Annotated in this window: 19 protein-coding genes and 1 pseudogene; 8 read left to right on the top strand and 12 right to left on the bottom strand. The window is 60.3% G+C overall.

The window, feature by feature from the left end; translation table 11 throughout:
* Window positions 1-4: 4 nt before the first annotated feature.
* From ACIPZE_RS15515 to ACIPZE_RS15500, 4 genes are read right to left on the bottom strand one after another with little or no spacing between them, the layout of a single operon-like run.
* Entirely contained in the window at window positions 5-844 is an 840-nt protein-coding gene (locus tag ACIPZE_RS15515) for a class I SAM-dependent methyltransferase (protein ID WP_129386865.1), read from the bottom strand.
* Window positions 838-1,992 carry an acyltransferase gene (locus ACIPZE_RS15510; RefSeq protein ID WP_283438247.1) on the bottom strand — a complete coding sequence of 385 codons (1,155 nt, stop codon included), beginning with the start codon at window positions 1,990-1,992 and terminating at the stop codon, window positions 838-840. Before ACIPZE_RS15510 ends, ACIPZE_RS15515 begins: the two co-directional genes overlap by 7 nt.
* Window positions 1,989-3,290, bottom strand: coding sequence for a glycosyltransferase (locus ACIPZE_RS15505; protein ID WP_400773687.1), 1,302 nt, complete (start codon window positions 3,288-3,290; stop codon window positions 1,989-1,991). The genes ACIPZE_RS15510 and ACIPZE_RS15505 overlap by 4 nt, the downstream gene beginning before the upstream one ends.
* Window positions 3,284-4,861 carry a glycosyltransferase gene (locus ACIPZE_RS15500; protein ID WP_400773686.1) on the bottom strand — a complete coding sequence of 526 codons (1,578 nt, stop codon included), beginning with the start codon at window positions 4,859-4,861 and terminating at the stop codon, window positions 3,284-3,286. Before ACIPZE_RS15500 ends, ACIPZE_RS15505 begins: the two co-directional genes overlap by 7 nt.
* Before the next feature lie 427 nt (window positions 4,862-5,288).
* Between ACIPZE_RS15500 and ACIPZE_RS15495 the strand changes: the two genes are divergently transcribed.
* Genes ACIPZE_RS15495 through ACIPZE_RS15460 form a run of 8 tightly spaced genes read left to right on the top strand, consistent with a single transcriptional unit; the run spans window position 5,289 to window position 14,278 of the window.
* Complete coding sequence (locus ACIPZE_RS15495) at window positions 5,289-6,203, top strand: GDP-mannose 4,6-dehydratase (RefSeq protein ID WP_400773685.1); 915 nt, start codon at window positions 5,289-5,291, stop codon at window positions 6,201-6,203.
* Window positions 6,200-7,171 carry a GDP-mannose 4,6-dehydratase gene (gmd, locus tag ACIPZE_RS15490; protein ID WP_011336673.1) on the top strand — a complete coding sequence of 324 codons (972 nt, stop codon included), beginning with the start codon at window positions 6,200-6,202 and terminating at the stop codon, window positions 7,169-7,171. Before ACIPZE_RS15495 ends, gmd begins: the two co-directional genes overlap by 4 nt.
* Window positions 7,172-7,174: 3 nt before the next feature.
* Window positions 7,175-8,617 carry a mannose-1-phosphate guanylyltransferase/mannose-6-phosphate isomerase gene (locus ACIPZE_RS15485; RefSeq protein WP_400773684.1) on the top strand — a complete coding sequence of 481 codons (1,443 nt, stop codon included), beginning with the start codon at window positions 7,175-7,177 and terminating at the stop codon, window positions 8,615-8,617.
* Complete coding sequence (locus ACIPZE_RS15480) at window positions 8,618-9,415, top strand: ABC transporter permease (protein WP_129386881.1); 798 nt, start codon at window positions 8,618-8,620, stop codon at window positions 9,413-9,415.
* On the top strand, window positions 9,415-10,668 hold the full coding sequence (locus ACIPZE_RS15475) for an ABC transporter ATP-binding protein (RefSeq protein WP_400773682.1): 1,254 nt from the start codon (window positions 9,415-9,417) through the stop codon (window positions 10,666-10,668). The genes ACIPZE_RS15480 and ACIPZE_RS15475 overlap by 1 nt, the downstream gene beginning before the upstream one ends.
* Entirely contained in the window at window positions 10,665-12,032 is a 1,368-nt protein-coding gene (locus ACIPZE_RS15470) for a glycosyltransferase family 4 protein (RefSeq protein ID WP_400773681.1), read from the top strand. The genes ACIPZE_RS15475 and ACIPZE_RS15470 overlap by 4 nt, the downstream gene beginning before the upstream one ends.
* Window positions 12,016-13,146: a glycosyltransferase family 1 protein gene (locus ACIPZE_RS15465; RefSeq protein ID WP_283438240.1), complete on the top strand. Its 1,131-nt coding sequence runs from the start codon at window positions 12,016-12,018 to the stop codon at window positions 13,144-13,146. The genes ACIPZE_RS15470 and ACIPZE_RS15465 overlap by 17 nt, the downstream gene beginning before the upstream one ends.
* Window position 13,147: 1 nt before the next feature.
* Window positions 13,148-14,278, top strand: a complete 1,131-nt coding sequence (locus tag ACIPZE_RS15460; protein WP_400773679.1) for a glycosyltransferase family 4 protein — start codon at window positions 13,148-13,150, stop codon at window positions 14,276-14,278.
* Window positions 14,279-14,393: 115 nt separating this feature from the next.
* Here ACIPZE_RS15460 and ACIPZE_RS15455 read toward each other — a convergent pair whose 3' ends face one another.
* The 8 genes and pseudogenes from ACIPZE_RS15455 to ACIPZE_RS15420 form a co-directional block, all read right to left on the bottom strand.
* Complete coding sequence (locus ACIPZE_RS15455) at window positions 14,394-16,424, bottom strand: pyridoxamine 5'-phosphate oxidase family protein (RefSeq protein ID WP_400773676.1); 2,031 nt, start codon at window positions 16,422-16,424, stop codon at window positions 14,394-14,396.
* A gap of 45 nt (window positions 16,425-16,469) precedes the next feature.
* The gene (locus ACIPZE_RS15450) at window positions 16,470-17,096 is read right to left on the bottom strand and encodes a glutathione S-transferase family protein (RefSeq protein ID WP_283438237.1); all 627 of its coding nucleotides are present in this window, start codon (window positions 17,094-17,096) and stop codon (window positions 16,470-16,472) included.
* 105 nt (window positions 17,097-17,201) lie between these two features.
* Window positions 17,202-18,128, bottom strand: coding sequence for a LysR family transcriptional regulator (locus ACIPZE_RS15445; protein ID WP_400773674.1), 927 nt, complete (start codon window positions 18,126-18,128; stop codon window positions 17,202-17,204).
* A 127-nt stretch (window positions 18,129-18,255) separates the two neighbouring features.
* The gene (glmS, locus tag ACIPZE_RS15440) at window positions 18,256-20,088 is read right to left on the bottom strand and encodes a glutamine--fructose-6-phosphate transaminase (isomerizing) (protein WP_283438235.1); all 1,833 of its coding nucleotides are present in this window, start codon (window positions 20,086-20,088) and stop codon (window positions 18,256-18,258) included.
* Between the two features lie 2 nt (window positions 20,089-20,090).
* Window positions 20,091-20,867 carry a DeoR/GlpR family DNA-binding transcription regulator gene (locus tag ACIPZE_RS15435; protein WP_283438234.1) on the bottom strand — a complete coding sequence of 259 codons (777 nt, stop codon included), beginning with the start codon at window positions 20,865-20,867 and terminating at the stop codon, window positions 20,091-20,093.
* A gap of 228 nt (window positions 20,868-21,095) precedes the next feature.
* Window positions 21,096-22,463 (bottom strand): bifunctional UDP-N-acetylglucosamine diphosphorylase/glucosamine-1-phosphate N-acetyltransferase GlmU, encoded by a 1,368-nt coding sequence (gene glmU / locus ACIPZE_RS15430; protein ID WP_283438233.1) that lies wholly within the window; start codon window positions 22,461-22,463, stop codon window positions 21,096-21,098.
* A gap of 118 nt (window positions 22,464-22,581) precedes the next feature.
* Entirely contained in the window at window positions 22,582-23,007 is a 426-nt protein-coding gene (locus tag ACIPZE_RS15425) for a F0F1 ATP synthase subunit epsilon (protein WP_007911962.1), read from the bottom strand.
* 45 nt (window positions 23,008-23,052) lie between these two features.
* A pseudogene (locus ACIPZE_RS15420) lies at window positions 23,053-23,289 on the bottom strand (F0F1 ATP synthase subunit beta); the annotation flags it as partial.

Genomic DNA, 23,289 nt, shown 5'->3' with positions numbered 1-23,289 from the left:
GCGCCTACAGGGATGCCGTGGGTTTGCGGGCGATGATCACCTGGCTTTTGGCGACAACGGCATCCAGCGCCTGCTTGATCTGCGCGCCACGCGGCGAGTCCAGTACCGTTTTCCAGGTATCGGCCCAGTGATTGAGTAACGGGTGATCGGGGTTGCTGAAGTCGACCTTGGCTTCCCAGAACAGCAACATCCACATCGACCAGTAAAAACCGTACTGACTGTGGCTTATGACCTCCAGCCCCGCTTCGCTGACCATCGCCTTGAACTGCTCTTCGCTGATGATGCGAATGTGGTTGGGCTTCTGGAAGTACTCCGCCGCAGCGATGTCTTTCTGCAGGTCTTCGGAGCTTGGATGCGGCACGCTCAGCAAGTACAGCGCCCCAGGTTTGCCGACGCGCACCAGTTCGGCGAGAAACTGCGCCGGATCGTCGACGTGTTCGATGACTTCGGTAGAGACCACGCGAGTCGCCGTGGCATCGGCAATCGGCAGCGGATTGCAATCGGTGACATGGCATTCGATGTCCCGCGCCGGGGTATCGCTGAGGCGCTGACGGGTGGCTTCGACCTTGGCGCCATCGATGTCGGCAATGATGATCTTCGCCCCGCGCATGCCGCAGAAGTGCACGTTGCCACCGTCACCGCAGCCGACGTCGAGCAGCGTGTCGTCGGCACTCACCGGAAAACCTTTGAACAGCTCGCCGGTTTCCTGATTGAACCAGCCACTGAGCATCGCATCGTGCAGGCCAAGCATGTACGGGTCGGTTTTCTCGGCGGTCGCCGCAACAGGCTGCGCAGGGGCGGGTGCCGGCGTGCCCGCCGTGAGTTTCTTCAAAAGGCTCAGCATGAGGTGGCTCCAGAGGATGGGACGGCGGTTGGCGAGGTACCGAGGCGCTTGACCAGCGCGGTACCGCGATTGCGCATAGGCATTTCGATGAAGCGGTAATTGAGTTCACTGAGCAGCACGATCAGCCCGAACGCCAGCAACAGCGTGACGATCGGATGTCCGGCCGGGCTTGGCAGGCCGGCGCTTTGCAACCGGAAGATCAACTCACGCACCAGTTGATAGGCCGGAATGTGGATCAGATAAATACCGTAGGAACGACTGCCCACCCAGGCCAGCAAACGCTGAACGCCACCGGCCGGCATCAGGTAATTGCGATTGTACGAAGCGATCCACACCAACAGCGCGCTGAGCACAGCGATCGAACCGATGCGGTAGTTGGCAAAAGTGAAACGGTCGGTGGCCATGAAGCTCAACAGCGCTGCGATCACGAGCAACGCCGCAACCCCGGCCCACGGTCGACGCAAGAACGTCGGCTGCCAGCGCTGATAACCAGGTTGCGCACTCCACATCGCCAGCAACACGCCGAGTGCCAGCGCATCGGTTCGCACCACCATCAGCAGCGGCGTGCGCAAAGTGAATAGCTGCACCGCGACCAGCGCCAGCAAAGCCCAGACCAGATGCTTGCGGCACAGCACGATCAGCAGCGGGAACAGCAGGTAAAACTGCTCCTCCAGCGACAGACTCCAATAGACGAAACTGCTGCCGTATTCGTAATGAAAGAAGCTGTCGGCAAAGCGGAAGTTGGCGTACTGGAAGACGCCCGCCAACGTCGCTTGCAGGTTGGCGGACAGCGTGCCGAACGCTCCTGAGCGATTCAGGAACAGGCACGCCAGCAACATCAGCGCCAGCCATAACCATGCCGACGGCAACAGTCGAAATGCCCGGCGCAGCCAGAAGTTGCGCGTCTGCTGCCAGTAGTCCTGGCGAGTCGTACAGCCTTGCAGCGCCGGGATCAGGCTGCGGGCGATGACAAATCCGGAGATGGCGAAGAACAGATCGACGCCCCACCACGGTTGCGCCCAGCCATGGATTTTTTCCAGCAGCGGCACCGGATCGGTGAACAGACTGCCTTGCAGGTGATGAAACAGCACACCCAGCACGGCAATCGCGCGCAGGACTTCAATGTCCATGATCCGTTTGCTGTTCATGCTTGAGGGGTTTCCACGGTGGCGGTGTGGCGCTCGAACAACTGCGCGAAGAACGCCTGCAAGCGCTGCTCGGCCACGGCCTGACTGCAGAAACCCTGCAGGCTGCTGACGGCGTGCGCCGCCATCTGTGCGTAACGCGCCGGATGATTTTTGGCCACGTCGTAACTGGCCTCATAGGCCTGGCACAACGATGCCCAATTGGTCGCGTAACGCAGCGTGCGGAACGCCTTGCGCGGATCGTGTGGCCACGCCGTGAGTTCGTCGGTGGACTCGATCAGGAACGCGTTGTCGGCGCTCAGGTAATCGATCATTGCCGTGGTGCGCGGAGCCACGGCAGGCTTGCCGCAGGACATGAACTCCATCAGCGGCAGGCATTGGCCTTCGCCGTAGGAGGTGTTGACCACGTAACGTGTGGCCTGCACCAGTTGCTCGTAATCGGCATCGGCGAGATAGCCGTAGATCAGCACGATGCGGCAACGATAGGACTGGTTTTTGTACAGGTGATGGAGGATATCGCCGAGCGCTTCTTCGGCATCATGGTGCGTGAGCTTGAGCACCAGCGTGGCGTCGTCGACCTCGCGAAAACTCACGCAGAAGGCACTGAGCATGTCTTCCCAGTTCTTGCGCCCATCGCCAGGGTTGAACACCGAGGTATACACCACGCCGTCGAGCCGCAGTTCCTGCTCGGTCACTGGCGCGGCAAAATCAATGCCCTTGCCACTGCGCAAATGCTTGGGGCCGAACGCATTGAGATCGAGTGTTCGACTGTCGGCAACCAGGCCTTTGATTCTCAGGCGAAACGACTCGGGCGATGCTTGCCCCTGCGATTGCGCGCCGCGTGCAGCGAAGCGGTCCCAGACCGGCGCAGGCACCGCGACGATCGGGTAATCGGCGTCCATCGCCTCACGCACGGCGTTGACCGTGTAACTGGAATGGGTGATCGCTGCGCCGCACGCGTGCAGCACGCTGCGCCAGTCGTTGCGCGGTTCACCGGCAAACGCTTCGTTGGGGATGGTGCTGAATTCCCAGGCAAACACCGGCAGCGTCGGGCAGGCCAGATGCACCGGCGTGCGATGCGGTGGCGAGAACGACAGAAAGACACACGGCTCGCCGCGGCTCAGGCATTCCAGGTACAGCGCATCGACTTCACGCTGCGGATCAGCCACTTCCACCACGCGCCCGAGACGCTCGAGCACCGGCCGATACTCCTTGAGCACGAAGTAATAGCTGTACTCCGAACGCCCGAGATTCTGCGCGATGGTGTGCTGGTTGGTTTCCGAATGAATGATGATCAGCATGAGGCGTTATCCGTCACTGGCGCGGCATCCGTGGTCTGCGGCACCAGGCCGAAAAAATCCGCCATGCGCTTTTGCACCGGGGCAAAACCACAGTAGTCGTGCATGCGCTGGATGGCAGCAGCCGACATGCGCTGATATTCCGGGGTTGGCGCCTTGGCCGTGCGGTAGCTGTGTTCGTAGGCGTTTTTCAGCGAGCCCCAATCCGGACGGTATCGCAGGGTGCGATAGATGATGCGGGTGTCCTGCGGCCAGATGGTCAGCTCTTCGCTGGACTTGACCATGAATGCCACTGAATCATCGATGTAGTCTTCCATCGCTGTGTGATCCGGCGCGATCACTGGTTTGCCGCTGGACATGAACTCCATCAACGGCAGGCACAGGCCTTCGCAGCGCGAGGCATTGACGTAGAAACTCGCGGCGGCATAGAGCCTGGCGTACTGCGCGTCGTCGAGGTAACCGTGCATCACCACCACCCGGCAGGCGAACGGCGTGAGCTGCGCGAGCAAGGTCATCAACTCGCTGTAGTAGGACGCCAGATCGTTCTGGGTAATTTTCAGCACCAGCGTCGCGTCGTACGTTTCACGAAACGCCCAGCAGAAAGCCGTGATCAGTTGATGCCAGTTCTTGCGGCCATCCTTGGGATTGAACACGGTGACGTAGACCACGCCGTCAACGCGGGTTTCGACCACCGAGGTGGTGTCCGGCAGATCCAGCGGAGGCGGTTCGATCAGCGGCAGCGGTTGAGGGCCACAGATTGCCGGCAGGCGTTTTTCGAGCCAGCCGTGCAGGTTGTCCGCGAACAGATCGCGAAGACCTTCCCAATACCAGTTGTGCAGAAATTTGACCCGCGACACCGGCTCGGCTTGCTGACGCCCGAGATCCAGCGCCCACAGCCGCAAGTAATGCCGGGCAATGATCAGGCGCCGCTTGAAGGTCAGCGGTGGCGGGCGGGCGGCTTCGAGTTCGGCGGCCAGTGCGGCCTCTTCTTCAGCGCTCAGCGGCGCCGGGATCAGCGCATCGGCGGACAGGCCCAGCGTGCGCGTATCGAAAATGCAGCCCTTGATCGCCAGCGCGGCGCCCGGATTGACCGGCACCGGCAAATGCTGCTGACGGATTGCCGCGAAGTTTTCCCACAGCGGCGTCGGCAGCACCAACACCGGAAAGTCTTCGCCCATGGCGCGGCGAATGGCGCGCGCGGTATGGCTCGACAGGGTGATCACCCGGCCCTGCCGCGCGAGCATCTGCGTCCAGTCCTGGCGCGGATCGTTGTCCCACTGCTCATCGGGGATCGAATCGAACTCCCACGCCACCACGCACATCGTCGGGCATTGCAGATCGACCGGGGTTTTCTGCGGCGGGGTGAACGACAGGAAGACACTGTCTTCACCGGCGGCGAGCAGTTGGCGGTAAAGCGCGTCGACCTCGGCGGTGGACGACACCACATGCACTCGTCCAAGGCTTTCCAGCACCGGGCGATAAGCCTTGAGCACGAAGTAATAGCTGTATTCCGGACGCCCCAGGCTCTGGCTGATGGAGCTGTCGTTGACGTCCGAGTAAAGAATGAAATTCATGGCATCCCACGATGAAACTGCCGTCCTGGCACCTTCATGCTATGACGTCTCAGCTTCGGATCGAGTCGGTCGTACCGTTCTCGCCCTGAGTCATTGAGCACGTCTTCGTTCTTGTTTTAGTGGTCGGTTTCACCCTGTGTCGCGGTCCCGCAATCAACGTCCGGGTTTTCGCGACGAGGGGCATTCTAAACACATCCGCTGAGGATTCGTGAACCGCCGGGCGAGAATAAATCGGGCTACGCTGACGAGAACTGACCAGTCACGGTTGGACCTGTTGAAATTGCTGCGCAATTGGCACAGATTGGCAACCAAACAACTACAACAACGACTTCGCCTGTCGTCCTATCGGTTTTTTCTACCGGTCTGACAGACTTCCCCTTAAAGCCTGTGGGAAAGTGGCGCAAGTTCAAGACCAAGGGGTCGCTGTTTGAAAAAGCGTCTGTTCGTCACGGGTCTCAGTGGATTCGTGGGACAACATATTCAGTCTCGTCTGGCATCGCCTGATTCGTCGTGGGAGCTGCTGCCTGCCGCTGCACCCTACGACCTGACAGATCCGGACAGCCTCCTCGACCTGTGGCCGCAACTGCCCGACGCCGTCATTCATCTGGCCGGGCAGACGTTTGTCCCGCAAGCCTTTCGTGACCCGGCGGGCACCCTCGAAATCAATCTGCTCGGCACCCTCAATCTGCTGCAAGCGCTCAAGGCGCGCGGCTTTCAGGGCACGTTCCTGTACGTCAGCTCGGGCGATGTCTACGGCCAGGTCGGCGAAAACCATCTGCCGATCACCGAGCAACAACCGCCCTGCCCCCGCAACCCTTACGCCGTGAGCAAACTCTCTGCCGAGTTTCTCAGCCTGCAATGGGGCCTGAGCGAAGGCTGGCCGGTGCTGGTGGCGCGCCCGTTCAATCACATCGGCAGCGGGCAGAAAGACAGCTTTGTCATCGCCAGCGCCGCCCGCCAGATCTGCCGCATCAAACAAGGTTTGCAGGCGCCGCAACTGGAGGTTGGCGACATCGACGTGACGCGCGACTTCCTCGATGTCGGCGATGTCATCTCGGCGTACTTCACGTTGCTGGAAAAAGGCACACCGGGACAGGTTTACAACATTTGCTCGGGGCACGAGCAAAGCATCCGCAGCCTGATCGAACAACTGGGCGATCTGGCTGAGGTCGAGATGCAACTGGTTCAGGATCCGGCGCGCATGCGACGCGCCGATCAGCGTCGCGTTTGCGGCAGCCACGCAAGACTGGCGAAAACCACCGGATGGGCGCCAGAAATCACCACACAACAATCCCTGCGGGCGATCCTGTCCGACTGGGAGATGCGAGTACGACAAGAATGACAAAAAGTGCACTGATCACAGGGATCACCGGCCAGGACGGCGCGTATCTGGCCAAGTTGCTGCTCGACAAGGGCTACAAGGTTCACGGCCTCGTGGCGCGGCGCAGCAGCGATTCGCGCTGGCGTCTGCGCGAGATGGGCGTCGAAGCTGACATCGTCTACCTCGACGGGGACATGGCCGATGCCTGCTCGGTACAGCGCGCAGTCATCAAGTCGGCGCCGGACGAGGTCTATAACCTTGCCGCGCAAAGCTTCGTCGCCGCCTCGTGGGATCAACCGGTGACCACCGGTATCGTCGACGGCCTCGGCGTTACGCACTTGCTCGAAGCGATCCGCCAGTTCAGCCCGCACACGCGTTTCTATCAGGCTTCGACCAGTGAAATGTTCGGCCTGATCCAGGCCGAGCAACAGGACGAGAACACCCCGTTCTACCCGCGCAGCCCTTACGGCGTGGCCAAGCTGTACGGCCACTGGATCACCGTCAACTACCGCGAAAGTTTCAACCTGCACGCCAGCAGCGGCATTCTCTTCAACCACGAATCGCCACTGCGCGGCATCGAATTCGTCACCCGCAAGGTCACCGACGCTGCCGCCCGCATCAAGCAAGGCAAACAGCAGGAGCTGGCGCTGGGCAACATCGACGCCAAACGCGACTGGGGTTTTGCCGGCGATTACGTCGAAGCCATGTGGCTGATGCTGCAACAGGACAAGCCTGACGATTTCGTCGTCGCCACCGGTGTCACCACCACGGTGCGCGAGATGTGCCGTATTGCCTTCGATCACGTCGGCCTCAACTACCGCGACTACGTGAAGATCGACCCGGCGTTTTTCCGCCCGGCCGAAGTCGAAGTGCTGCTCGGCAATCCGGCCAAGGCTCAGCGCGTGCTGGGCTGGAAACCGAAAACCGACCTGGATACCTTGATCCGCATGATGATGGATGCGGACATGAAACGCGTCGCCAAGGAGTAGGCCATGCTGATCCCCGTGATTTTGTCCGGCGGTGCCGGCACCCGTTTGTGGCCGGTGTCCCGCGAGGGCCATCCGAAGCCGTTCATGACCCTGCCCGACGGTCAGTCGCTGCTCGGCAAGACCTACCAGCGTGCTGCCGCGCTGCTGGACGGCTGGGGCGACATTGTCACGGTGACCAACCGCGAATATTACTTCCAGAGCAAGGATCACTATTGCGCCGCCCATGTCTCGCGGCATCGCGGGCACTTCCTGCTGGAGCCGACCGGGCGCAACACGGCGCCTGCGATTGCTGCAGCGGCGTTGTCGCTGCAAGCGCTGCACGGTGATGACGCGATCATGGTGGTGATGCCGGCCGACCATTTGATCGTCAATCAGGACGCACTGAAAACCGCCGTGGAACACGCGGTGAATCTGGCGAAGGACGGTTATCTGGTGACTTTCGGTGTGATCCCGACCGCGCCGGAAACCGGTTTCGGCTACATCGAGACCGGCGCGCCGCTGGACGCCAAAGGCGCGGCCAAAGTGCAGCGCTTCGTCGAAAAACCCGACCTGCAAACCGCCACGCATTACCTGGAAAGCGGCAACTTCCTGTGGAATTCGGGGATGTTCTGCTTCACCACCGCAGCGGTGATTGCCGAACTGCAACTGCACGCCCCCGAACTGCTCGAACAGACCCGCGCGTGCATGAACGCCAGTGCGCCCATCGAAACCGTCGGCTGCCTGCAACAGGAACTGTCGCCGGCGCTGTTTGCTGAAATCACCGACATCTCCATCGACTATGCGTTGATGGAGCGTTCGGAAAAAGTCGTCGTGGTACCGGCCGGTTTCGATTGGAGCGATATCGGTTCATGGGGCGCCGTTGCCGCGCTGGTGCCGGCCGATGCCGACAACAACCGCGCCAGCGGCGAGGCGATCTTCATCGACAGCCATAACAACTTCGTCCAGAGCGACGGTCGCCTGGTGGCGACGGTGGGTGTGGATAACCTCATCGTGGTCGACACCGCCGACGCGGTGCTGGTGGCGCATGCCGACCGCGCGCAAGACGTGCGCCGGGTGGCCAAGCAACTCAAGGACAAGTCCCACGAAGCCTATCGGCTGCATCGTACGGTCAGCCGTCCGTGGGGTACCTACACCGTTCTGGAAGAAGGCCCGCGCTTCAAGATCAAGCGCATCGTGGTCAAACCTGGCGGCAAACTGTCCCTGCAAATGCACCATCACCGCAACGAACACTGGGTGGTTGTCGAAGGGATGGCCAAGGTCACCAACAACGGCACCGGCACGCATCTGGTGGCCAAGAACGAATCGACGTTCATCGCCGCCGGCCACAAGCACCGCCTGGAAAACCCCGGCGTGATCGATCTGGTGATCATCGAAGTGCAGAGCGGCGAATACCTGGGAGAGGACGATATAGTCCGCTTCGAAGACCATTACGGCAGGACCGATTGAATGCTGCTTTCCCTGTATCGCTCGTTGCGCAGCTACCGTGGATTCATCCTCGGCAGCGTGCAACGAGAGTTTCAAGCGCGTTACCGCAATTCGCTGTTCGGTGCCCTGTGGCCGATCTTCAATCCGTTGTCGATGATCGTCGTGTATACGGTGATTTTCTCGCACATCATGCGCGCGCGTCTGCCCGGTGTGGACGACAGCATGGCCTACAGCGTCTATCTCTGCGCCGGCCTGCTGGCCTGGGGACTGTTCTCGGAAATCACCTTGCGCAGCCAGACGATGTTTCTCGACAACGCCAATCTGCTGAAGAAAATCAGCTTCCCGCGGATCTGCCTGCCGGTGATCGTGCTGATCAATGCCGGGATCAACTTCGCCATCATCATCGCGCTGTTTCTGGGTTTCCTGCTGGTAACCGGGCGCTGGCCAGGCATGGCCTTGCTGGCGCTGTTGCCGCTGATTGCGCTGCAAATGATGTTTTGCGCCGGACTGGGCATGGTGCTCGGTGTGCTCAACGTGTTTTTCCGCGATGTCGGTCAGCTGTTCGCGATCTGCCTGCAATTCTGGTTCTGGCTGACGCCGATCGTCTATCCGATCAGCATCCTGCCGGAATGGGTGCAACGCCTGTTGCAACTCAACCCGCTGACCAACCTGTTCAGCAGTTATCAGAACCTGTTCCTCTATGGGCAATGGCCAGTGTGGAGTTCGCTGTTGCCGATCTTCATCACCGGCAGCGTTTTCTGTCTGCTCGGGCTGCGGCTGTTTCGTCAACGCGTCGGCGAAATGGTGGATGAACTCTGATGGGGCATATTCGTGTCACCGGCCTGAGCAAGGCCTACAAGCAATACCCTAACCGCTGGGCGCGGCTGGCCGAGTGGCTGATCCCCTTCTCGCCGATCCGTCATCATCAGCACTGGGTGCTGCGCGATGTCGAATTCGAGATCGCACCCGGCGAAGCGGTGGGCATTGTCGGCGCCAACGGTGCCGGCAAAAGCACCTTGTTGAAGATGATCACCGGCACCACCCAGCCGACTGCGGGCAAGATCGAAATCGAAGGTCGGGTCGCGGCGCTGCTGGAACTGGGCATGGGTTTTCATCCCGACTTCACCGGCCGCCAGAACGCGGTGATGGCCGGGCAGCTACTGGGCATGCAGCTCGAAGAAATCGAAGCGTTGATGCCCGAAATAGAATATTTCGCCGAGATTGGCGACGCCATCGATCACCCGGTACGCACCTATTCCAGCGGCATGCAGATGCGTCTGGCGTTCAGTGTGGCGACCGCCCGGCGTCCGGACATTCTGATCGTCGACGAAGCGCTGTCGGTGGGCGACGCCTACTTTCAGCACAAGAGTTTCGAGCGCATCCGCAGCTTCCGCAAGGCCGGCACCACGCTGTTGATCGTGTCCCACGACCGCTCGGCAATTCAGTCGATCTGCGACTCGGCGATCCTGCTCAAGGATGGCCACATGGCCATGTACGGTAAACCCGAAGCCGTGCTCGATTACTACAACGCCCTGATGGCCGAGCGTGAAGGCCAGGTCGTGCGCCAGGAAACGCTCGCCGGGGGCGAAGTGCAGACCGTCTCGGGTACCGGTGAAGCGGCGATTCTCGGCGTGCGCATGCTCGACGAACACGATCGCAGCATCGACGCCGCCGAAGTCGGCCAGCCGGTGGTGCTGGAAGTGCAGGTCGAAGTGCGCAAGGACATCGAACGCCTGGTGCTGGGCTTCATCCTCAAGGATCGCCTGGGGCAGATGATGTATGGCATCAACACCCACCGTCAGGGCAAGGCGCTGACCGATCTGCACGCCGGTGAACGCTTTACCTATCGCTTCGCCTTCATCATGGGCCTGGGCAAAGGCAACTATTCGGTGTCGCTGAGCCTGTCGCGCCTGGATTCGCACCTGGATCGCAACTTCGAATGGCGCGACTACGGCCTGGTGTTCCACGTGATCAACAATCGGCACGAGGATTTCGTCGGCTGTTCCTGGCTGAATGCGCAGACCACGATCACTCGCGAAACCGCGGCCACACCTGTCGAGCGCACGCCATGACTCGCTTGCTGGTGGAATGCACCCACGTGTTCAAGCACCCGAAAGTCAACTCGGGAATCCAGCGCGTGGTGCGCAATGTCATCAAACAGTTGCCGCCGAGCGCCGAAGGCGTCGAATGCATGCCGGTGATCCTGCTCAATGGCCAACTCTATCGCGTACAGCGCCTGGCGCCGCTCGACACCCCGCTGTTCAATGCCCTGGCGACGTTCGGCGAACGCCTGCAACGCCTCGCGCATCGATTCTGGCAAGGGCACCAGCGCCTCGACACCCGGAGCAGCTCGAAACTGCTGCGACGCGGGCTGTATGTTGCCTATCGCCTGACGTCATTCGGTTTGTTCGGTTTACCGCTGCGGCTGATTGGCGCCATCAACCACACGCAACTGCTCAAGCGCTGCTCACCGCTGCAACATCAGCCCGGTGATCAACTGGTGCTGCTGGATTCCTCCTGGCACTCGGATTTTTTTGCCCACGTCGAACGACTCAAGCGCGATGGCGTTGGCATCATCGCGGTGATCTACGACCTGATCCCGCTGACTCATCCGCAGTTCTACGACACGCGCCTGGTGCAGGTTTTCAGCGAGTGGTTCGACTGGGTCAGCCGCACTGCCGATGGTTTTATGGCGATCTCCGCGACCGTGCGTGATCAGGTGCGTGAGGAACTGCAACAGCGAATCGGCTCCGCGCAGGCTGACAAGCGCTGGCTGGATTTTTTCCACCTCGGCTCCGAGCTGGACTTGCACAGCAACGAGGCAACGGTCGAACCGCGCCTGCGCGAAATGTTCGCCACAGCCGAGCCGGTGTTCCTGATGGTCAGCACCATTGAGCCACGCAAGAACCACGGCTATCTGCTCGACGCCTTTGAGCGCGCCTGGGCTGCAGGCTCAAATGCCCGCCTGTGCATCGCCGGGCGTGTCGGCTGGAAGTGCGAGGTCCTGCTTGAGCGGGTGCGCGCTCACCCGCAGCTGAATCAGCGGCTGTTCATGTTCAACGACCTGAGCGATACCAGCCTCGAACACGCCTACGCCCACTCCAAGGCACTGGTTTTCCCCTCGTTCGTCGAAGGCTTCGGCCTGCCACTGGTGGAGGCCATGCAGCGCGGTCTGCCGGCAATGGCCAGCGATATCGCAGTGTTCCGCGAAATCGGCGGTGAGTTCATGGCGTACTTCGATCTGCAAGCGCCGCAAAGCCTTGCCGATCTGATCGCAGCCTTCGAAAGCAGCGGCCAGTTCCCCGCCGCCCGCGATGTCGCGGACTGGACCTGGATCGGCTGGCGCGAAGCCAGCGAGCAACTGGCCGAACGCAGTGTGCGTCATGTCCTGGAAGCGCCAGCGGCGCCAGCGAGGCAGCATGCGCATTGCCCTTAACGCCCGGATTCTGCAAGCACCGCGCACCGGCATCGGCCACTACGTCGCGGAGCTGGTCAACGCTTTGCGCTGCGAAACCGATGTCGAGGTCAGCTTGTTCCATGGCTGGGGCTGGAGTTCGGCATTGCCGGAAGCGGCCATGCCCGGTTACTCGCGCCTGACGCCACTGCTGCGGCAAATCCCCGGGGCTTATCAGGCCCGGCGCTGGCTGGAGCAGAAACGTTTCGATCAGGGCAGCACGCAAGGTATCGACCTGTACCACGAGCCGAGCCTGTGGCCGCTGGCGTTCAACGGCCCGACCGTGATCACCCTGCACGACCTCACGCACCTGCATTTTCCCGAAACCCAGCCGCCGGCGCGGCTCAAGGAAATCGAGCGGCGCCTGGCCTCTGGCGTACAGCAGGCGCGGCTGATCCTGACCGACTCTCAGGCGATTGCCGACGAAGCCCAGGACTATTTTGGTCTGCCCGCCGAGCGCTTTGTCGTAGCGCCATTGGGCGTGGCCGAACGTTTCCATCCGCGCGAACCGCACGCCATCGACGCAGTACTCAAAGCGCATGCCGTGGGCTTTCGAGAATACTTTCTGTGTGTCGGCACCCTCGAGCCGCGCAAGAATCTCTGTCTGGCCCTGCGTGCGCACGCCCTGTTACCGGAAGCCGTGCGCCAGCGCTTTCCGTTGCTGATCGTCGGCATGGCGGGCTGGGAGCGCGAACAGTTCAGCGAACCGCTGCGCCAAGCCCTGGCGAGCGGGCATGTGTGTCTGCTCGGTTATCTGCCGGACGAACAGGTAGCACAACTGCTGGCCGGCGCCCGAGCACTGATTTTTCCTTCGCTGTATGAAGGTTTTGGCTTGCCGGTACTCGAGGCGATGGCCAGTGGCACACCGGTAGTCATCACCCGCTCCTCGGCGATGCCGGAAGTCGCGGGCGCTGCCGGCAACTATATTGAAGCTGACGATGCAGACGGCTTGCGTGATGCAATGAGCCGGTTGATCGACGATCAAGCACATTGGCAGGCATGCCGAGAAGCCGGATTGCAGCAGGCACGGCTTTTTTCCTGGGAGCGTTGTGCACAGGCCACGGCCGGTGCCTACCGCCAGGCCATGGGAGGTTGAAATGCGCGTACTTCATTTTTTCAAGACTTACCTGCCTGATTCGGTCGGCGGCATCGAACAAGTGATTTTCCAGCTGTGCGAGAGCGGCGCCAAACATGGCATCGACGGCCAGGTGCTGACGCTCAGCGCCGACCCGACGCCGCCGGTGGTGAAACTCGGTCAGCACGAAGTGCACCGCGCCAAACTCGACATTCAATTCGCCTCCACCGGGTTCTCCTGGAGCGTGTTCAAGCAGTTTCGCGAAATGGCCGCCGAGGCCGACGTGGTCAACTACCACTTCCCGTGGCCGTTCATGGACCTGGTGCATTTCGCCAGCGCAACGAACAAGCCCAGTGTCGTCACCTACCACTCGGACATCATTCGCCAGAAGCACCTGCTCAAACTCTATCGTCCGCTGATGAACCGTTTCCTCGCCAGCGCCGACCGCATCGTCGCGGCTTCGCCGAACTACCTGCACACCAGCGATGTTCTGCAGCAGTTTCAGGACAAGACCCGGGTGATTCCGTATGGATTGAACAAAGCAGGTTATCCACAGGCCGATAGCGAGAGGATGAACCGTTGGCGCCAACAGCTTGGGGATAAGTTTTTTCTGTTTGTCGGCGTGATGCGTTACTACAAAGGCCTGCACATTCTGCTCGAAGCGCTGAAAGACGTGGATTACCCGGTGGTGATCGTCGGCGCCGGCCCGCTCGAGCAGGAACTGCATGCCCAAGCGGCAGCGCTGGGGCTGCGCAATATCCATTTCCTCGGGCGCTTGGGTGATGAAGACAAAGTCGCCTTGCTGCAACTGAGCTACGCCATCGTTTTCCCTTCGCACCTGCGCTCGGAAGCGTTCGGTATTTCGCTGCTTGAAGGCGCGATGTACGGCAAGCCGATGATCTCCAGTGAGATCGGTACGGGCACCAGCTACATCAATATCCACAACGAAACCGGGCTGGTGGTGCCGCCGAGTAATCCCCAGGCGTTTTGCGAGGCAATGCGTACCCTTTGGGAAGATCCGGTGCGTGCTGCTGCAATGGGAGTGAAGGCTGAGGCACGATATCGGCAGTTATTCACCGCCGACGAGATGGGCCGCAAGTGGACAGAGCTGTATCAGGAATTGCTTGAAGAGAAATCCCTGTCCTACGCCTGATCAGGCTGAACCACATCCCCCTGCAGGAGCTGCCGCAGGCTGCGATCTTTTGATTTTGATTCTATAAACGCAAGATCAAAAGATCGCAGCCTTCGGCAGCTCCTACAGGGGCTCGTTACAGGTCCAAGACCAAGGGTTGGCTGCTTTGTGCCGGAACTGCGCAGCAAATCAGCACGTGGCCTGCTTCCGGAATGTCCGCCGGGGGCTGTGGATAATTTACTGCGCCGCTGACCAGCCTTGTTTTGCAGGTGCCGCATGAGCCACCGCGGCAACTGAACTCCGGACGCAATCCACGGCTTTCCGCCAGCTCCAGCAGGCTACCGCCATCGGGTTGCCAACGCGCTTCTTTTGCCGAGCGCTCGAACACCACAGGCACCGAAGTAGTCGCTGCGGGCGGTTGTTCGATGACGATGGCGTCTGGGTCGGCTTGGCGTTTCAGTGTTGACGGGCCAAAGGTTTCTGCATGAATCTGCGCGTCGCGCACATCCAGTTCGCGCAGGCTGTCGTACAGCCCTTGGGTAAAACCACCGGGGCCGCAAAGGACGAAATCGAGCTGGTCGAAATCCTCGGCATCCAGCAGGTTCCTCAGCACTGTGCTGTCGATACGCCCATGCAAATCGAAATCCTCACCCTCTTGCAGATCGGCTTCTGGCTGGCTCAGCAAACGCAGCACCCGTACCGCATCGCCAGCCGTTTCCAGCAAACGGTCCAGCTCTTTGCGAAACGGCTGATCAGCCAGGCTGCGCGAACTCTGCAACAACAGCGTCGGACGAATCCCCCGCGTGCGTAGGCCTTGGTACACCACTTCGCGCAGCATCGACAGCAACGGCGTTATTCCCACGCCAGCCGCCAATAGCACCAACGGGCGGTGCTCCAGCGGCGCCACAGTGAAATGCCCTTGTGGAGCCCGCGCTTCCAGCACATCGCCAACGCGGATCTGCTCATGCAGATGCGATGAAATCAAACCTTCGCGTTTGACGCTGATCCGGTAGAAGCCGTCCGATGGCGCACTCGACAGGCTGTAAGTGCGGATATGCACCTCGCCATCGATCGTGAAGCGTAGCGGTAAATGCTGACCAGCGAGAAACACCGGCAAACCGGCGCCATCTGTTGGCTCCAGATAAATTGAACGGATGCTGCGACTTTCCGCTTCTATCTTCGCCACCCGCAGCGGCCGCCATTGGTTGCCCAGCGCCTGCGCCTGCAAACGCGCAGCCGCCTCGGCCCAATTGCCGGTCAACAGACTGGTCGGCGACATGCCGTCGAAGCGCCAGCGCAACGCCAATGCTGCCGGGCGCCGCACCAGTTTCTCCACTTCGAAAGTCCACAACCGCTCAGCGCCTTGAAACGCCTCGATCTGCGGGTCTTCGAGAAGAATCTCGGTACGCCCGCTGAGTTGCAACAGATCGCCTGTGGAAAAGTCGATGAACAGCAAGCCAGCCTTGGGATTCAGCAGCAGATTGCCCAACGTGTTGAAGTGCAGGTTGCCGGCGAAATCGGGGATGGTCAGACGGTTGCCTTCCACCCGTACGAAACCGGGCTGACCGCCTCGATGGGAAACATCCACCGCACGCTGGCTATCGACATCCACGTAACTGGCGACGAAAAAGGTATCGGCGCCAGCGATCAACGCGCTCGCGGCATCATCCAGAATATCCAGATGCTCAGCCGGGCGCGTCTGTGGATCAGTCAGTGCTACACGCTGGAACTGACGCAACTGAATGTATTGCGGGCAGTTGCCAAACGCCTGATCCACGCTCACCTCGAATCCTTGAGCGCCCAGATTGCCGACATGGCCATTGAGGCGATTGCGCCGGCGAGAGTGCAACTCGATGCCGAGCAAACCGATCGGCTCGCCATTGCGCAATTGCGCCGGGTCATCGGCCGCGACCTGACTGGCGAAATGCAGGTGTTCGGGATCCGGCGATTGGGCAAACCCTGGCGCGCCTTCGAGCACACTGGCCCACGGCCGCCCATGCGCATCGACTGCGCCGTACAGCAGGAAAGGCAGTTGCTGATAGAACTCACGGTGCTGATCGGGCATCCAGGTGCGAATCACCTTGCGCCCGAAGGCTTCCATGCGTTCGGCAACGCCGACATGGGCCTGTAACTGCTGTTCGCCAGCGTGCCACGGTGAACCTTCCATCACGACCTCTCCCCTGCACCACTGGCGCAGCGTGGATTGCGATTATCAGACTGCGGTTTGCAGACCGGCGACGGTGCGCGGCATGCCGACAAAACCCGGCAGGGCTTCGACGCGGGCCAGCCAGGCGCGAACGTTGCCGTACTCTTCCAGCGACACGTTGCCTTCCGGCGCGTGAGCGATGTAACTGTAGGCGGAAACGTCGGCAATGGTCGGTTCTTCGCCGGCCAGATAAGGAGTTTTGCCGAGTTCGACGTCCATCACTTTCAACAGATTGTGCGCGCGGGTGATGGCTTCATCAGCATTGAGTTGCGCGCCAAATACGGTGACCAAGCGTGCGGCAGCAGGACCGAAAGCAATCGGCCCGGCAGCGGCGGACAACCAGCGCTGCACATGGGCGGCACCCACCGGGTCAGCCGGCAACCAACGACCGTTGCCGTATTTTTGCGCCAGGTACACCAGAATCGCGTTGGAATCGGCCAGCACCACGCCGCCGTCATCAATCGCCGGCACTTGGCCGAAGCTGTTGATCGCCAGATAGGCGGGCTGCTTGTGCTCACCTTTGGCCAGATCGACAAAGATCAGCTCGGTCGGCAATTGCAGCAGGGACAGCATCAACTCGACGCGATGAGCATGGCCAGAGCGTGGGAAGTTGTAGAGTTTGATCGCTTGCATGGTCGACTCCGCTGAACAGGGGCGCCACTGCGGGGATGAGAGCGCCGATGCAGACCATCATCCCCCCGTTGCGGGGGGAACAGAATCACCACCAAACGCAATCAATTATTTCATCTGGTGCAATAACGCCTCATTTTTCAACGCCGGATGTTCGCGCAAAGCCCCTACCGTGAAATCCACAAAACTGCGGATCCGAGCCGGGGCCTTGCGTCCGCCCTGATACACCACGTGAATCGGCAAGGGCGGCAGTTCAAACTCGGCGAGGACGATTTCAAGTTCACCGGAGGCAATCTTGCTCGCCACTTGATAGGACAACACCCGCGTCAAACCCAAGCCCATGCAGGCTGCGGTAATGGCTGCCTGATTGGCGGTGACGATCAAGCGCGGTTCGGGACGCACGCTGAGCGGTTCGCCCGCATCGAGAAACGGCCATGTGCGTTGCTGGCCAATCGCTGAGGTCGCCACGACGGGCGCACCGGCCAACGCTTGGGGATGAACCGGCCGACCGTACTTGGCGAAGTAGTCCGGCGAACCGCAGATGACACGACGTACCTCTCCCACTCGGATCGCATGCTGATTGCTATCCGCCAAGTCACCGATGCGCACCGCAACATCAATGCCCTCTTCCACCATATTGACGATGCGATCGACCAGCACCGCGTTGATCGTGACATCCGGATACTGCGCCAGATAACCCGCCATCACTGGCGTCACAAACAAATCACCAAACAATACCGGCGCCGTCACCGTCAATTGCCCACGCGGCTGGGCATGACTGCCCGCCGCAGAATCCTCGGCCTCCTGCACCTCGGCGAGAATCCTCCGACAATCTTCCAGATAACGCTGCCCCGCTTCACTCAAATGCACACTGCGCGTGGTCCGGATCAGCAACTGCGTGCCGATCCGCAACTCCAGCGCCGCCACTGCCCGCGTGACGCTGGCGGCGGACCGACCCAAGCGACGAGCAGCGGCGGAGAAGCCTTGCTCTTGGGCGACGGTGGTGAAGATGTGCATTTCCTGGAAGCGATCCATCGGGGTCGACCCTCACTTGAAAATCAAAAGATCGCAGCCTGCGGCAGCGCCTACAGGTGAAATACGATTCCCGTGTAGGAGCTGCCGCAGGCTGCGATCTTTTTCGGCTGACTCAGTTGTGGATAACTTATTCCACCGTCACCGACTTCGCCAGGTTACGCGGCTGATCGACGTCCGTGCCTTTCAGCACCGCAACGTAGTACGACAGTAACTGCAGCGGAATCGTGTAGAGGATCGGCGAGAGGATGTCGTGGATGTGCGGCATTTGCACTACGTGAGTGCCTTCGCCGTTGGTCATCCCGGCTTTCTCGTCGGCGAACACGATCAGCTCGCCGCCACGAGCGCGGACTTCCTGCAGGTTGGATTTGAGTTTTTCCAGCAGCTCGTTGTTCGGTGCGACGGTAACCACTGGCATGTCGTTATCCACCAGCGCCAGCGGGCCGTGTTTCAGTTCGCCGGCCGGGTAAGCTTCGGCGTGGATGTAGGAGATTTCCTTGAGCTTCAAGGCACCTTCCATCGCCACCGGGAATTGCGCGCCACGGCCAAGGAACAAGGTGTGGTTCTTTTCAGCGAACAGTTCGGCGATTTTTTCCACCGTGCTATCCATCGCCAGCGCTTCGCCGAGGCGGGTTGGCAGGCGACGCAGTTCTTCGACCAGTGTGGCTTCAACGCCTTTGGCAAGGCTGCCGCGCACTTGGCCCAACGACAGGGTCAACAGCAGCAGGCCGACCAGTTGCGTGGTGAAGGCTTTGGTCGAGGCCACGCCGATTTCGCGACCGGCCTGGGTCAGCAGGGTCAGGTCGGATTCGCGCACCAGCGAACTGATGCCGACGTTGCAGATCGCCAGGCTGGCGAGGAAGCCCAACTCTTTGGCGTTGCGCAGTGCGGCTAGGGTGTCGGCGGTTTCACCGGACTGCGAGATGGTTACGAACAGGGTGTCTGGCTGCACCACCACTTTGCGGTAGCGGAATTCGCTGGCGACTTCGACCTGGCACGGAATGCCGGCCAGTTCTTCGAGCCAGTAACGGGCGACCATACCCGCGTGATAGCTGGTGCCGCAGGCGACGATCTGCACGTTGCGCACTTTGGCGAACAGCTCGGCCGCTTGTGGACCGAATGCTTGAACCAGTACTTGATCGTTGCTCAAACGACCTTCGAGGGTGCGCTGGACAACGGCCGGTTGCTCGTGGATTTCCTTGAGCATGTAGTGGCGATATTCGCCCTTGTCGGCGGCTTCGGCACCGTCGCTGTACTGCACGGTCTGGCGCTCGACGGCTTTACCGTTGACGTCCCAGATCTGCACGTTATCGCGACGAATTTCGGCGATATCGCCTTCTTCCAGGTACATGAAGCGGTCAGTGACCTGGCGCAGGGCCAACTGGTCGGAGGCGAGAAAATTCTCGCCCAGACCCAGACCAATCACCAGCGGACTGCCACTGCGCGCGGCGACCAGACGATCCGGTTGTTTGGCATTGATCACGGCAAGACCGTAAGCGCCGTGCAGTTCTTTAACAGTGGCTTTGAGCGCAACGCTCAGATCAGGTTGATCCTTGAGCTTGTGGTTGAGCAGGTGGGCGATGACTTCTGTGTCAGTGTCGGAGGTGAACACGTAACCCAGCGCTTTCAGTTGTTCACGCAGGGCTTCGTGGTTTTCGATGATGCCGTTGTGCACCACGGCGATGTCGCCGGAGAAATGCGGGTGGGCATTGCGTTCGCACGGCGCACCGTGGGTGGCCCAACGGGTGTGGGCGATACCGAGGCGGCCAACCAGCGGGTGTTCGGCCAGTGCGACTTCGAGTTCGCTGACTTTGCCCGGGCGACGCATGCGCTCAAGGGTTTCGTCGTTGGTGTAAACCGCGACACCGGCGCTGTCATAGCCACGGTATTCAAGGCGTTTGAGGCCTTCGAGCAGGATGGCGGTGATATTACGTTCAGCAACTGCGCCGACAATTCCACACATGCTTATTTCTCCTGACTGACAGCCGCGCAAATCACGGTGATACCGCGGGCCTGGATCTGATCGCGTGCATCGATAGGCAGGCGATCATCGGTAATTAGGGTATGGACGCTGCTCCACGGCAGCTCCAGGTTGGGAATCTTGCGGCCGATCTTGTCGGCCTCGACCATGACAATGACTTCTCGCGCCACATCAGCCATGACCCGGCTTAAACCGAGCAGTTCGTTGAAGGTCGTGGTACCGCGTACAAGATCGATACCATCGGCACCGATAAACAACTGGTCGAAGTCGTAAGAGCGTAGTACCTGCTCGGCGACCTGGCCCTGAAAGGATTCCGAATGCGGATCCCAGGTGCCACCGGTCATCAACAGCACCGGTTCGTGCTCAAGCTCGCTCAAGGCGTTGGCGACATGCAGGGAATTGGTCATCACCACCAGACCCGGCTGCTGGCCAAGTTCAGGGATCATCGCGGCGGTGGTGCTGCCGCTGTCGATGATGATGCGCGCGTGCTCGCGGATGCGTTTCACCGCCGCGCGGGCAATCGCCTGTTTGTACTTGGAAACGCTTTGCGCGGTTTCAGCGACCAGTTCCTGCGGCATGGTAATTGCGCCGCCGTAACGGCGTAGCAACAGTCCATGGCTCTCCAGCGCGGCAAGATCCTTGCGAATCGTAACTTCGGAGGTTTCGAAGCGCTTGGCCAATTCGTCCACACTGACTTCACCCTGCTCGTTGAGCAAGGCAAGGATGTTGTGACGGCGCTGCGGCGTATTGCGTTTCGACATGGCGGCTTAAGTTTCGATTCGAAAGATAACGGAAGCAATCAAAACCTATCGGCCCCAAATCGTCAAGCATCAGGCAGACTTTTTTAAAACGTCACAAACAAAAATGTGGGAGCGGGCTTGCTCGCGAAAGCGTCGTCTCAGGCACTGAATGTGTGACTGATATATCGCATTCGCGAGCAAGCCCGCTCCCACATTGGATTTTTGTGGCTAAGTGAGACTGTGGATAACTCAGCCCTTCTTGATCTTCTCCGGCCTCTTCCAGCCATCGATATTCTTCTGCCGCGCACGCCCAACCGCCAACTGCGCGTTATCCACATTCTGCGTAATGGTCGACCCCGCCGCCGTGGTCGCACCGGCAGAGATATCCACAGGCGCTACCAACGAGTTGTTGGAGCCGATGAACACATCCGCGCCCAACACGGTTTTCCACTTGTTGGCGCCATCGTAGTTGCAGGTGATGGTGCCAGCGCCGATGTTGGTGCGCGCGCCGATTTCGGCATCGCCCAGGTAGGTCAGGTGACCGGCCTTTGCGCCTTCGCCCATGTGGGCATTTTTCAGTTCAACAAAGTTACCCACATGCGCCCGCGCTTCGAGCACGGTGCCAGGACGCAGGCGCGCAAATGGGCCGGCATCGCTGCCCTCGCCGAGAACAGCGCCTTCAATATGACTGTTGGCCTTGATCACCACGCCTCTACGCAAGGTGCTGTCCTTGATCACACAGTTCGGGCCGATCTCCACGTCGTCTTCGATAACAACGTTACCTTCGAGGATGACGTTGATATCGATCAGCACGTCGCGACCTACGGTGACTTCGCCACGCACATCGAAGCGCGCCGGGTCACGCAGGGTCACGCCTTGCGCCATCAAACGACGGCCAGCGCGCAACTGGTAATGACGCTCCAGCTCGGACAGTTGCTTGCGGTCATTGGCGCCCTGCACTTCCATTGCATCATGCGGTTGTTCGGTGGCAACCACCAGACCGTCACTGACCGCCATTTCGATCACGTCGGTCAGGTAGTACTCGCCCTGAGCGTTGTTGTTGGACAGGCGGCTCATCCAGTCGGCCAGACGATTGGCCGGGACAGCGAGAATGCCGGTGTTGCCTTCGGTAATCGCGCGTTGTGCTTCGCTGGCATCTTTATGCTCAACGATTGCCGTGACCTTGCCTCCGGCATCGCGAACGATGCGGCCATAGCCGGTCGGGTCATCCAGCTCAACGGTGAGCAGGCCCATTTGCCCGGGAACGACTTGTTTGAGCAGACGTTGCAGGGTTTCGACTTCGATCAATGGCACGTCGCCGTAGAGGATCAGCACAGTGTCGGCAGTAATGAACGGCACAGCCTGAGCAGTGGCGTGGCCGGTACCGAGTTGCTTGTCCTGCAGGACGAAATTCAGGTCATCAGCCGCCAGACGTTCGCGCACCACGTCGGCACCGTGGCCGATGACCACGTGAATGCGTTGCGGATCGAGTTGCCGGGCGCTGTGGATAACATGGCCCAGCATGGAATTGCCGGCAATCGGGTGCAACACCTTCGGCAATGCCGAACGCATACGAGTGCCTTGACCGGCCGCGAGGATAACGATTTCAAGAGACATGACTGGCTACCAATCCTGGGTGGTCAGCAACTGCGACCGGGTTTTTGGAATTCGGAAAAGAAAAAAGGGTAGCCGAGGCTACCCTTTTTTATCAATCGCACAACAAGTGGCTGACGGATTAACCGCCAAACTTCTTGCGGATCTGCTGGACGGTGCGCAGCTGAGCTGCTGCCTCGGCCAGACGTGCTGACGCAGCGCTGTAGTCGAAATCAGCGCCTTTTTCATGCAGAGCATGCTCGGCAGCTTTGAGAGCTGCTTGAGCCTGAGCTTCATCCAGATCGGCGGCACGTTGCACGGTATCGGCAAGCACCTTGACCATGTTCGGCTGAACCTCGAGGAAACCACCGGAGATGTAGAACACCTCAGGCTCCCCGCCTTGCTTGATCAGGCGGATCGGACCCGGCTTGAGATTAGTGATCAGCGGCGCGTGACCCAGAGCGATACCAAGATCACCCAGTGCACCGTGCGCAATCACCATCTCGACCAGGCCGGAAAAGATTTCCCCTTCCGCGCTGACGATATCGCAATGGACTGTCATAGCCATCTGATTGCCTCAACCTAAATTAGCGCCCGTTGCCGGGCGCCGGGATTACAGTTTCTTGGCTTTCTCGATCGCTTCTTCGATGCCGCCAACCATGTAGAACGCTTGTTCTGGCAGGTGGTCGTAGTCACCGTTGAGGATGCCTTTGAAGCCAGCAATGGTGTCTTTCAGGGACACGGCTGTACCCGAAGCACCGGTGAAGACTTCAGCGACGAAGAACGGCGGCGACAAGAACCGCTGGATCTTACGAGCACGGGTTACCAACTGCTTGACTGCTTCCGACAG

The organism is Pseudomonas sp. NPDC089741 (genome assembly GCF_044748825.1).
GTDB lineage: Bacteria > Pseudomonadota > Gammaproteobacteria > Pseudomonadales > Pseudomonadaceae > Aquipseudomonas > Aquipseudomonas helmanticensis.
Note: the sequence above shows the minus strand (reverse complement) of the source record. Positions and strands in the feature narration are given on the sequence as shown.